The organism is Sphingomonas sp. Ant20 (assembly GCF_000783375.1).
In the GTDB taxonomy this organism is placed as follows: Bacteria; Pseudomonadota; Alphaproteobacteria; order Sphingomonadales; family Sphingomonadaceae; genus Sphingomonas; species Sphingomonas aerolata.
The window spans coordinates 1-11,638 of sequence record NZ_JRVI01000100.1 but is presented as its reverse complement, the minus strand read 5'-3'; the positions used below and the strand labels follow the sequence as shown (position 1 = coordinate 11,638).

General features: G+C 66.9%; 9 protein-coding genes and 2 pseudogenes. 5 read left to right on the top strand and 6 right to left on the bottom strand.

Going from position 1 to position 11,638, the window contains the following annotated elements:
- On the bottom strand, positions 1-302 hold a 302-nt coding region (locus NI18_RS13490), incomplete at its 3' end, for a site-specific integrase (protein WP_037530481.1).
- Positions 303-442: 140 nt separating this feature from the next.
- Here NI18_RS13490 and NI18_RS13485 point away from each other — a divergent pair.
- The 3 genes from NI18_RS13485 (at position 443) to NI18_RS13475 (ending at position 5,244) form a co-directional block, all read left to right on the top strand.
- Positions 443-1,849 carry a sensor domain-containing diguanylate cyclase gene (locus NI18_RS13485; RefSeq protein WP_306286413.1) on the top strand — a complete coding sequence of 469 codons (1,407 nt, stop codon included), beginning with the start codon at positions 443-445 and terminating at the stop codon, positions 1,847-1,849.
- 88 nt (positions 1,850-1,937) lie between these two features.
- Positions 1,938-4,109 carry a primosomal protein N' gene (locus NI18_RS13480; RefSeq protein ID WP_037530477.1) on the top strand — a complete coding sequence of 724 codons (2,172 nt, stop codon included), beginning with the start codon at positions 1,938-1,940 and terminating at the stop codon, positions 4,107-4,109.
- Between the two features lie 46 nt (positions 4,110-4,155).
- A complete protein-coding gene (locus NI18_RS13475) occupies positions 4,156-5,244 on the top strand; it encodes an acyltransferase (protein WP_037530475.1) in 1,089 nt (362 codons plus the stop codon).
- 6 nt (positions 5,245-5,250) lie between these two features.
- Here the strand turns inward: NI18_RS13475 and NI18_RS13470 are convergent, their stop codons facing one another.
- The 5 genes and pseudogenes from NI18_RS13470 to NI18_RS13450 form a co-directional block, all read right to left on the bottom strand.
- Positions 5,251-5,505 carry an ATP synthase F1 subunit epsilon gene (locus NI18_RS13470; protein WP_037530474.1) on the bottom strand — a complete coding sequence of 85 codons (255 nt, stop codon included), beginning with the start codon at positions 5,503-5,505 and terminating at the stop codon, positions 5,251-5,253.
- Between the two features lie 132 nt (positions 5,506-5,637).
- On the bottom strand, positions 5,638-7,110 hold the full coding sequence (gene atpD, locus NI18_RS13465; protein WP_037530472.1) for a F0F1 ATP synthase subunit beta: 1,473 nt from the start codon (positions 7,108-7,110) through the stop codon (positions 5,638-5,640).
- Positions 7,111-7,127: 17 nt separating this feature from the next.
- A complete protein-coding gene (locus NI18_RS13460; RefSeq protein ID WP_031441854.1) occupies positions 7,128-8,021 on the bottom strand; it encodes a F0F1 ATP synthase subunit gamma in 894 nt (297 codons plus the stop codon).
- 70 nt (positions 8,022-8,091) lie between these two features.
- A pseudogene (atpA, locus tag NI18_RS13455) lies at positions 8,092-9,620 on the bottom strand (F0F1 ATP synthase subunit alpha).
- 2 nt (positions 9,621-9,622) lie between these two features.
- Positions 9,623-10,192 (bottom strand): F0F1 ATP synthase subunit delta, encoded by a 570-nt coding sequence (locus NI18_RS13450; RefSeq protein WP_037530469.1) that lies wholly within the window; start codon positions 10,190-10,192, stop codon positions 9,623-9,625.
- Between the two features lie 326 nt (positions 10,193-10,518).
- On the opposite strand from NI18_RS13450, the gene NI18_RS13445 reads away from it, so the two are divergent.
- The gene (locus NI18_RS13445; protein WP_037530467.1) at positions 10,519-11,196 is read left to right on the top strand and encodes a dienelactone hydrolase family protein; all 678 of its coding nucleotides are present in this window, start codon (positions 10,519-10,521) and stop codon (positions 11,194-11,196) included.
- Positions 11,197-11,274: 78 nt separating this feature from the next.
- Positions 11,275-11,638: pseudogene (locus NI18_RS13440) on the top strand (Ada metal-binding domain-containing protein); the annotation flags it as partial.

Sequence of the window (11,638 nt, the reverse complement as noted above, 5' to 3'; positions counted from 1 at the left end):
GGCGGTTCGGCATCCGCATTCGCCCAGGCGAGGAAACCGCGCACCGCGGACAGCTCGCGCGCCGCCGACGCATTCCCCAGCCCCTGCCCGCGTCGATAGGCCAGATAGGCGCGCAGATCCGCCGTGCTCGTCCGGCCCAGCGCCGCGCGGTCGACCGCCCCCGCCCAATGCCCGACGAGGAACGCCGTCAACCGCTCGGCGACCGCGCGATAGGCGCGCACCGTGTGCACCGACCGCATCCGGTCCCGCGCCAGATGCGTCGCCCAGAGCATCGACGGGGGAAGCGTGTCGGGTGAGGTCATTCCGGCATGCTAGAGCGTTTGAACGACAAAGAAAATTAACTAACGCAGGCCTATTCGAAGACATGTCGCTCCCCGAGTCCGCCCCTCGCGAAATGCCCGGATCACCATCGCGTTTTGCCTCGGCCGATGAGGAACGCCGGGTGGCGACGCTCAACGCGCTCGCGCTTCTCGATACCGAACCGGAGCGCGAATTCGACGCGCTCGTCGCGCTGGCAGCCGAAATGCTCGACTGCCCCAGCGCGATGATGACGCTGATCGATCGCGACCGGTTGTGGATCAAGGCGGCCAATGACGGCGAACGCGGCGAGATCGCGCGCGACGTGACCATGTGCAACGTCACCATTCAGGGCTCGGCGCCGCTGGTCGTGGAGGATTTGTCGGGTGATTCGCGATTCGCTGCCAACCCCCTGGTTGCCGCATCCGACGGGGTGCGATTCTATGCCGGTGCCCCGATCCATGCGATCGACGACGACGGACGACGTCATCCGATCGGCGCGCTGTGCGTGCTCGACACCCATCCGCGCAGCCTGAACGCGGCAGGGCGGAAAGCACTCGTGCATCTCGCCACGCTTGCCGAGGCGGCGATCGCCGCGCGGACCGCAGCGCTCCAGGCGCTCGCGATCGCGGTGACCGCGGATCGCCAGTCGTCCGTTCTCGCTCGCCAGGACCGCATCTTCCGCCAAGCCGAGCGGATGGCGGCGATCGGATCGTGGCGGGTGCTGTGGCCCGACGGTCCGCTCGAATGGTCCGACGGCGTCTTCCGGATCCACGAGCTGCCGCTGGGCGCGCAACCCGACCCGTCGAAGGCGATCGATCACTATCCCCCCCATGCCCGCGAACAGATCGCGCAGGCGCTCACCGACGTCATCCGCACCGGCGTCCCGATCGATCTCGAACTCGACTTCACCACTGCGCTGGGCAATTCACGACGCGTGCGCGTGCAGGGCGAGCTGGAACATGAGGCCCAGCGCAACGTGGACGGTCCCGTCGCGATCGTCGGCATCTTCCAGGACGTGACAGAGCGTCACGCGCTCGAACTCACGCTGCGACGCACGGCCGAAACCGATGCGCTCACCGGCCTCGCCAACCGGGCCGCGTTTGACCGGGCGCTCGACGCGGCAATCACGCGCGCGCGTACAGCGGCATCGCCGTTGCTGCTCGCGCTGGTCGATCTCGACGGGTTCAAGGCGATCAACGACACGCTCGGCCACAACGCGGGCGACGACGTGCTGCGCGGCGTTGGCCAGATCCTGCAGGCGCCATGGCTTCGCGGCAGCCTCGCCGCGCGGCTTGGCGGTGACGAATTCGCAGTGATCGTCGACGACCCCGCGCTGGTCAGTGCGCCCGAAGAGATTGTCAGTCGGCTGCAGGAGGCGTTGCAGGTGCCGGTCTCGGTCGACGGCCTGGCAATGATCAGCGCGGGCACCGTCGGCATCGCCGCGCTCGAACCCGATTGCCAGACGGTCCGCGATTTCGTCCACCGCGTCGACATCGTCCTCTACCGCGCCAAACGCGAACGGATCGGCGAACGGCGCCGCGCCGCCTGATCGGGTTCACCGCGATGCGCGCCGCGACGACGACCACACGCCGCTAAAAGGTTTCCGTCGAGTCGATCTGCCCCCATATGCGTCGGCCATGTCGTCGCGCGCCCGTGTCCTGATCCTCAACGCCGCCCTCGGGCCGCTCGACTACCGCGTGCCCGCGGGCATGGACGTCGCGCCCGGCTCGATCGTCGTCGCGCCGCTCGGCCCGCGCCAGCTGCTCGGCGTGGTATGGGAGGCGGAGCGGATGCCGTCCGATGCGGAGGTCGGCGACAACCGCCTGCGCAATCTGCTCGCGGTTGCGGACGTACCGCCGCTCGGTGCGGCGCTTCGCCGGCTGATCGAATGGACCGCCGATTATTATCTGGCGCCCCCCGCCTCGGTGCTGCGGATGTCGCTCGCCTCGACTTCCGCGCTCGAGGGCGCGCGCACCGCGACCGAATATCGCGCGACCGGCACGATCCCCCCGCGCCTGACGCCGCAACGCGAACAGGCGCTCGAACGGATCGGCGATCGCCAGGGCCTGATCCGTGAACTGGCGCAGCTCGCCGAGGTGAGCGACGCGGTCATTCGCGGCCTCGTCAAGGTCGGCGGGATCGAGGCGGTCGAGGTGGATATCGACAGCCCTTACCCTGTCCCCGACCCGCTGCATCACGTCCCCGTGCTGTCGCCCGATCAGCGCGCAGCGGCGGACTCGCTCGTCAAAGGCGTCGCCGACCACATCTTCACGCCGACATTGCTCGACGGCGTGACCGGTTCGGGCAAGACAGAGGTCTATTTCGAGGCGGTCGCGCAGGCGATCCGCGACGGCCGCCAGACTCTGGTGCTGCTGCCCGAGATCGCATTGACCGAGCCCTTCCTCAAGCGCTTCCACGACCGCTTCGGCTGCGAGCCGATCGCGTGGCATTCGGGGCTGCGGTCCACCCAACGACGCCGCGCCTGGCGTGCGATCGCGAGCGGCGAGGCGCTGGTGACGGTCGGTGCACGCTCCGCGCTGTTCCTGCCCTATCGCGATCTCGGCCTGATCGTCGTCGACGAGGCGCACGAGACCAGCTTCAAGCAGGAGGAAGGCGTGCATTATCATGCGCGCGACGTCGCGGTGATGCGCGGCAAGTTTGAGGGATGCCCGGTCATCCTCGCCTCCGCTACGCCCGCGATCGAGACCCGCCAGCAGGTCGCGACCGGCCGCTATGCCGAGCTGAAGCTGCCCGGCCGGTTCGGCGTGGCGGAAATGCCAACGATCGAGCCGATCGACCTGATCAGGGAGCCGCCCGAGCGCGGTCGCTGGCTCGCCCCGCGGCTGGTCCAGGCGATGCAGGCGACCCTGGAGAAGCGCGAACAGGCGCTGCTGTTCCTCAACCGCCGCGGCTATGCGCCGTTGACGCTGTGCCGCACCTGCGGGCACCGGTTCCAGTGTCCGAACTGCACCGCGTGGATGGTCGAGCACCGGCTGACGCGGCGTCTTGCCTGCCATCATTGCGGCCATGCCGAGCCGACGCCGCGCGTCTGTCCCGAATGCCAGGGCGAGGATACGCTCGTCGCCTGCGGTCCCGGTGTCGAGCGGATCGCGGACGAGGTCGCCGCGCTGTTTCCCGAGGCGAAGACCGCGGTCGTCACCTCCGACACCATCTGGTCGCCCGCCAAGGCAGCCGAATTCGTCGACCGGATGGAGGCGGGCGATATCGACATCGTCGTCGGCACGCAGCTGGTGACCAAGGGCTATCACTTCCCCAATCTGACGCTGGTCGGCGTGGTCGATGCGGATCTGGGGCTCGACGGCGGCGACCTGCGCGCGGCCGAACGCACTTTCCAGCAGATTCGCCAGGTGTCGGGGCGTGCCGGTCGTGGCGAGAAGCCCGGCCATGTCTTCATCCAGACGCACAGCCCCGCCGCGCAGGTGATGCAGGCGCTGATCACCGGCGACGCCGACGCGTTTTATGCGGCGGAAACCGAGGCGCGCAAGGATGCGGGCGCGCCGCCCTTTGGCCGTTATGCCGCGATCGTCGTGTCTTCGGAGGATCAGCGTTGTGCGCACGACACCGCCAATCTCGTCGGGCGAAGCGCGCCGCAGGTCGAGGGGATGCATGTCTACGGCCCCGCGCCCGCACCGCTCGCAATGCTGCGCGGCCGGCACCGCTACCGCCTGCTCGTCCACGCGAAGCGCGCGCTCGACGTACAGGACGTCATCCGTGCATGGCTCGGCACGCTCGACTGGCCGTCCAAGGTACGCGTCACCGTCGACGTCGATCCCTATAATTTTCTCTGATCCGGCAGCAACCGACGCTTAACCGCTAGCACGCTATCCAGGCTGGATGTCGGCGCAGCGTGTCACCCCGGTCCAATGGCTGCGCGCGCTCGCTGCGACGATCGTCGTTGCCGCGCATGCAGCGAACCTGGTCGATGCGGGTCCGGTCCGGATCACCGGCGCGTTCATCCCGTCGGTGCCCAATCTCGCCGTGGTCGGCATCAGCGGCGTCGATCTCTTCTTCGTCATCAGCGGCTTCGTCATGGCACAGTCGCTCGCGACCACACCACGCGATCCCTGGGGCTTTCTCGTCCAGCGCTGGCGCCGCATCGTCCCGCTCTTCGCGCTCGCCAGCATCGCCTATATCCTCGTCGCGACCGAGCCGCAGCCGGTCGAGGCGATGCTGATGTCGATCACCGTCCTCCCGCTGCTTGATGGCGCTAGTTATCATCAGCCTTCGCTCTATGTCGGCTGGACGCTGGGGTTCGAATTCGCCTTCTACGCGCTCGTCGCGCTCGCGATGACCGCCCGCCACCACAGGACCCGGTGGCTGCTGGTCGCGACGTTCACCGTTGCGCTGATCGGCTGCATCGTCCAGCCCGGCTGGGCGCCGGTGCGGTTGCTCTTCAACCCGATGCAGCTGGAATTCGCGTTTGGCCTGCTCGTCTGGATCGCCTGGCGACGCGGGATCGCCACACCGGTCGCGGCCATCGCCATGGTCTCGGGGATCGCGCTGCTCGCCATCGGCATCGCCTTCGGGCTAGGTCCTGCGGTCTCGGGCGATGTCCAGGCGGCGGTCGCCGGCACCTCCGGTCTCGCACGCAGCTGGACCTGGGGGCTGCCCTGGGCGCTCGTCCTGCTCGGGGTGATCGACACGCCGGGTGGCGGCCGGTTCGACCGGATCGTCGCGCGGATCGGCGACGCCTCCTATTCGACCTACCTCGTCCACCCCTGCCTGATCGCGCTGCTGTGGCGCATCGGCGGGGTGTTGCCGGACTGTCCGGCGAGTGTCTTCGTCGCGCTCTTCGTGATGCTGTCGACGGTCGCGGGGCTCATCGTCCACCGCTGGATCGAACGGCCGCTGCTGCGGATCCTTGCCCGGCAGCGCAAGGCCCCAGCGGCGGCGCCGGTCGCTACCGACGCGGCGCTCGCCTGAGGCGGTTTACTCGCCCGCCTGCTCGGCGAGGATGGTCAGGCCCTTGGCGTTGACCTCGGCGAAACCACCGCGGATCGCGATCGTCTCAGGCGTGCCGTTCTGCGTCCGATGCACCTGCACGCTCCCGTCGCGGACGGTCGACATGAACGGCGCATGGCCTTCCAGCACGCCGAAATCGCCTTCGGTGCCGGGGACGACGACCATATAGACCTCCTCCGACCGGACGAGCTTTTCTGGCGTGACGAGTTCGAAATGCAGCATGTCTATCTTCTCACTCCCCTCCCGCATGCGGGAGGGGCCGGGGGTGGGCTCGCGCTATCGGCCTCGCGCGACGTGGAGAGCGGGTGCCCACCCCCCAGCCCCCTCCCGCTTGCGAGGGGGAGTCAGGTTGGCTTACGCCTCCGCAGCCATCTTCTCGGCCTTGGCGACCGCTTCGTCGATGCCGCCGACCATGTAGAAGGCGCTCTCGGGCAGGTGATCATACTCACCCTCGACCACCGCCTTGAACGAACGGACAGTGTCCTCGAGCTGGACGAACTTGCCGCTGATGCCGGTGAAGACCTCGGCGACGTGGAACGGCTGGCTCAGGAACTTCTGGATCTTGCGCGCACGCTGCACGGTGAGCTTATCCTCCTCGGACAGCTCGTCCATGCCGAGAATCGCGATGATGTCCTGCAGCGACTTGTACTTCTGCAGCGTCGACTGAACCGCACGGGCGGTGTCGTAATGCTCTTGGCCGACGACGCGTGGCTCGAGCAGACGCGAGGTCGAGTCGAGCGGATCGACTGCCGGGTAGATGCCCAGCTCCGAGATCGCACGGTTGAGGTTGGTCGTCGCATCGAGATGCGCGAACGACGTTGCCGGTGCCGGATCGGTAAGATCGTCCGCGGGAACGTACACGGCCTGCACCGAGGTGATCGACCCCTTGTTGGTCGAGGTGATGCGCTCCTGCAGCGCGCCCATGTCGGTCGACAGCGTCGGCTGATAGCCCACGGCCGACGGAATGCGGCCGAGCAGTGCCGAAACCTCTGCGCCCGCCTGCGTGAAGCGGAAGATGTTGTCGACGAAGAACAGCACGTCCTGGCCTTCGACGTCGCGGAAATATTCGGCGATCGTCAGACCCGACAGCGCGACGCGTGCGCGTGCGCCTGGCGGCTCGTTCATCTGGCCGAACACGAGTGCCACCTTCGAGCCTTCCGACTGCGGATTGCCGTCGGCATCCTTGGCGATGACGCCCGCGTCGAGGAACTCGTGGTACAGATCGTTACCCTCGCGGGTGCGCTCGCCGACGCCCGCGAACACCGAGGTGCCGCCGTGGCCCTTGGCGATGTTGTTGATCAGTTCCTGGATCAGCACTGTCTTGCCGACGCCGGCGCCGCCGAACAGGCCGATCTTGCCGCCCTTTGCATAGGGTGCGAGCAGATCGATGACCTTGATGCCGGTGACCAGGATCGCGCTCTCGGTCGACTGGTCGACGAACAGCGGTGCCGATGCGTGTATCGGGGCGGTCTGCTCTGCGCCGACGGGGCCACGCTCGTCGATCGGCTCGCCGATGACGTTGAGGATGCGGCCAAGCGTCTTCGGGCCGACGGGCACGCGGATCTGCGAGCCGGTGTCGGTGACGGTCTGGCCGCGGGTCAGACCCTCGGTCGCGTCCATCGCGATCGTGCGGACGGTGTTCTCGCCGAGATGCTGCGCGACTTCGAGGACGAGCCGGTTGCCGTTGTTATCGGTTTCGAGCGCCGACAGAATCGCGGGCAGGTTGTCGGGGAAATGCACGTCGACGACCGCGCCGATCACCTGCGAGATGCGACCCGTGTTGTTCGTTGCCGCCACTGGGGCGATGGTCTCTGGGGCGGTTGCCATTATCTGCTTCCTTGGGCTTACTTGAGCGCTTCGGCGCCCGAGATGATTTCGACCAGCTCGGTCGTGATCGCGGCTTGGCGTGTACGGTTATACTGGATCGAGAGGCGCGTGATCATGTCGCCCGCGTTGCGCGTGGCGTTGTCCATCGCGTTCATGCGGCTGCCCTGCTCCGACGCCGCGTTTTCGAGCAGCGCGCGGAAGATCTGGATCGCGACGTTGCGCGGCAGCAGGTCGGCGAGGATCGCTTCCTCGTCGGGCTCATACTCGACCACGGCTTCCGCCGGTGCGTTGGGTTTTGCCTCTGCGCCGGGGATGGTCGAGAGCGGCACGGGAACGATCTGGATGCCGGTCGGCACCTGGACCAGCGCCGAGACGAACTTGGCGTAGAACAGATGCGCGACGTCGAACTGACCCTCGCCGAAGCGCTTGATCAGGTCTTCGGAGATCGCCTGCGCGTCGCTGAACGCGAGCTTCTTGATCCCGCCCATCTCGTGATCGGCGAGAATGTCGTTCGGGAAGAAACGCTTGATCACGCGCCCCTTCTTGCCGGCGACATAGAACTTCACGGTCTTGCCGGCCGCGATCAACTCCTCGGCCTTGCGGCGTGCCGCGCGGACGATGTTGGTGTTGAACGCACCCGCCAGACCACGCTCCGACGTCGCGATGACGATCAGATGGACCTGGTCCCTGCCGGTCCCGGCCAGCAGCGGCGATGCGCCCGGCGCGATGCCGACGCGCCCGGCAAGGCTCGCCATCACCGCTTCGAGCCGCTCGGCATAGGGCCGGCCGGCGACCGCTGCGTCCTGCGCACGGCGCAGTTTCGCAGCGGCGACCATCTTCATCGCCTTGGTGATCTTCTGCGTCGACTTCACCGAGCCGATACGGATCTTGAGTGCCTTGAGGCTCGCCATCTACGTCCCTTTGTTCCCCCGCGACGGCGGAGGCCCAGCCTGCCCCCGCATCAGCGGGGGCATGTTCTACTTATGCAAACGTCTTGGCGAACGCCTCGAGCGCTGCCTTCAGCTTGTCCTTCGCCTCGTAACCCAGATCGCGGGTATCGCGGATCAGCTTGAGCACATCGGCATGGTTCGCGCGCATGTCGGCCAGCAGTGCCTGCTCGTAACGGGTCACGTCGGCGACGGGCACCTTGTCGAGGAAACCGCTGGTGCCGGCGAAGATCGAAACGGTCTGCTCCTCGAACGGCAGCGGCGAGAACTGCGCCTGCTTGAGCAGCTCGGTCAGACGCGCACCGCGGTTGAGCAGCTTCTGCGTCGACGCATCGAGATCCGACCCGAACTGCGCGAACGCCGCCATCTCGCGATACTGCGCGAGCTCGAGCTTGATCGAGCCCGACACCTTCTTCATCGCCTTGGTCTGTGCGGCCGAGCCGACGCGGCTGACCGAGAGACCGACGTTGATCGCCGGGCGCACGCCCGAGAAGAACAGGTCGGTTTCGAGGAAGATCTGGCCGTCGGTGATCGAGATCACGTTGGTCGGGATGTACGCCGAAACGTCGCCCGCCTGGGTCTCGATGATCGGCAGCGCGGTCAGCGAGCCGCCGCCGTTCGCGTCCGACATCTTGGCCGCACGCTCGAGCAGACGGCTGTGGAGATAGAACACGTCGCCGGGATAGGCTTCACGGCCCGGCGGACGACGCAGCAGCAGCGACATCTGGCGGTAGGCGACGGCCTGCTTCGACAGATCGTCGTAGCAGATCAGCGCGTGCATGCCGCGATCGCGGAAATACTCGCCCATCGCGACGCCGGTATAGGGCGCGAGATACTGGAGCGGTGCGGGGTCCGACGCGGTGGCTGCAACGACGATGGAATATTCCATCGCGCCATTCTCTTCGAGCGTCTTGACGAGCTGCGCAACGGTCGAGCGCTTCTGGCCGATCGCGACATAGACGCAATACAGCTTCTTCGACTCGTCGTCGCCCGCGTTCGCGGTCTTCTGGTTGATGAACGCGTCGATCGCGACCGCCGACTTGCCGGTCTGGCGATCGCCGATGATCAGCTCGCGCTGGCCACGGCCGACGGGAACGAGTGCGTCGATCGCCTTGAGACCGGTCTGGACCGGCTCGCTGACCGACTGGCGCGGGATGATGCCCGGCGCCTTGACCTCGACGCGGCTGCGCTCGGTCGTGTGGATCGGGCCCTTGCCGTCGATCGGGTTGCCGAGACCGTCGACCACGCGGCCGAGCAGCTCCTTGCCGATCGGCACGTCGACGATCGTGCCGGTGCGCTTGACGATGTCGCCTTCCTTGATCTCCGAGTCAGACCCGAAGATCACGACGCGACATTGTCGGCCTCGAGGTTGAGCGCCATGCCCTGCACGCCGTTCGAGAATTCGACCATCTCGCCGGCCTGAACGTTGTCGAGGCCGAAGATGCGCGCGATGCCGTCGCCGACGCTCAGCACTTGGCCGGTCTCGCTGACCTGGGCCTCGGTACCGAAATTGGCGATCTGATCCTTGATGATCTTCGAGATTTCTGCGGCGCGGATATCCATGGTCAGCCTTTCATCGCCTGCGCGAGCGTGTTCAAACGGGTGCGGATCGACGAATCGATCATCTGGCTGCCGACGCGGACGACAAGTCCGCCCAGCAGCGATGGGTCGACGTTGAGGTCGACGGAAACTTCACGGCCGACCCGCTGGCGGAGCTGATGCTTCAGCTCGATCACCTGCTCTTCGGACAGCGGATGCGCGGATGTCACTTCGGCTGCGATCTCGCCGCGATGCTGCGCAGCAAGCGTGCGATACGCCTTGATGATCTTGACCAGCGCGCCGAGCCGGTGGTTCTCGGCCAGCACGCCCAGGAAATTCTTCGTGGTCGCATCGACGCCGAGTTCGTCGGCGACGGCGGAGATCGCCTTCACCGCCGCCCCGCGCGATACCATCGGGCTCGTCGTGAGGTCGCGGAGCGTGTCGGACTGCGCCAGCGCGTCGCGCACGGTCGACAGGCTCTGCTCGACCGCGTCGATCGTCTTGGCGTCACGCGCCAGTTCGAACAGGGCGAGCGCATAACGCCCACCTAAGCTCGCCTGGATAGCGCCGCCGCCGTTACCGGGAAGTGTCTCCACGGACCTGTCAATCCTCGTCTGAAACCGAATGTCGCCGTCCCACAAGGGAAGAGGGCGCGAAAGCACCTCTACCGGGACGCGGCGCGGGTAGCATCGGGTTCCACCAATGGCAAGCCGGGCGGGCGGCCGAGACGACTGGTTTGTGACTGTTTTGTCATCGGCAGATGGTTGGAAGGCCCACCTTACCCTCTTCGTCATCCCCGCGCAGGCGGGGATCCATATCTTCCGGACCCAGCGCATTCATCGCACGGCCTGCCACTATGGGTTCCCGCCTCTGCGGGAATGACGATAATGGTCGGAACAGGATCACACGACGAGGAATCGGAATGACCGGCACGATGGAAAGCATGACGATGTCCGACGGCGCGACGATCGCGGTCTATCATGCGCAGCCGACGGGAGACCGTCGCGGCGGCCTCGTCCTCGTGCAGGAGATCTTCGGCGTCACCGACCATATCCGCGATCTGTGCGACGACTATGCCGCCGATGGCTATGAAGTGCTGGCACCCGCCCTGTTCGACCGGGAGCATCCAGGCTTCGAGGCGGACTATTCGGGTGACGGCCTCGCCCGCGGGATCGAGCTTGCGCGGCAGCTTCATCCGTTCGAACTGTCGCTGACCGACGTCCAGACCTGCATCGACTCGCTCGCCCCCGCCGGGCCGGTGTTCGTCGTCGGCTATTGCTATGGGGGTTCGGTCGCGTGGTTCGCAGCGACCCGCCTCACCGGGGTGGCCGCCGCGAGCGGCTATTATGGCAGCATGATCCCGGCGGCGGCGGACGAAGAGCCCAAGGTTCCCGTCATCCTCCATTTCGGTCGCCATGATCACGGCATCCCGATGGAGGGCGTCGAGCAGGTGATCGCCAAGGACTGGCCGAACGCAACGGTCCATGTCTACGAGGCGGGCCACGGCTTCAACTCGGATCGCCGCAAGGATTATCACGAGCCGAGCGCCGATCTTGCGAAGGCGCGCACGCTTGCGCTGTTCCACGCGAATGGCGGCTGAGAAGCGCGGGCGTCTGCTCCCCGGTTTGACCGCAAGCCGCGGGATGCAGCACCCCGACCGACGCGCTACACGCTGTCCATGACGCACATCGCCCCAGATCCGGACACCGCCTGGACCGCCTTTGCCAACCGGGACCGGGCGTGGGACGGTCGGTTCATCGTAGCGGTGAAGACGACCGGCATCTATTGCAAGCCGAGCTGCCCGGCCCGCCATCCCAGACGCGAGAATGTCGTCTTCCATGATGACCCGGCCAGCGCCCGTGCGGCCGGGTTCCGGGCCTGCCTTCGCTGTACCCCGGACTCCGTGGGCCGTGACCGGATCGCGGTCGCCGCCGCCGTCGCGCTGCTCGAAGCCACGGACGACCGCCTCTCGCTCGACCAGCTCGCGGCGCAGGCGGCTATGCGCCGCATCATTTCCACCGGCTGTTCAAGCGCGCGACCGG

Coding starts and splice junctions, on each gene's coding strand:
- NI18_RS13480 (WP_037530477.1), top strand. CDS start 1,938: ATGTCGTCGCGCGCCCGTGTCCTGATCCTCAACGCCGCCCTCGGGCCG.
- NI18_RS13475 (WP_037530475.1), top strand. CDS start 4,156: ATGTCGGCGCAGCGTGTCACCCCGGTCCAATGGCTGCGCGCGCTCGCT.
- NI18_RS13470 (WP_037530474.1), bottom strand. CDS start 5,505: ATGCTGCATTTCGAACTCGTCACGCCAGAAAAGCTCGTCCGGTCGGAG.
- atpD (WP_037530472.1), bottom strand. CDS start 7,110: ATGGCAACCGCCCCAGAGACCATCGCCCCAGTGGCGGCAACGAACAAC.
- NI18_RS13460 (WP_031441854.1), bottom strand. CDS start 8,021: ATGGCGAGCCTCAAGGCACTCAAGATCCGTATCGGCTCGGTGAAGTCG.
- NI18_RS13445 (WP_037530467.1), top strand. CDS start 10,519: ATGACCGGCACGATGGAAAGCATGACGATGTCCGACGGCGCGACGATC.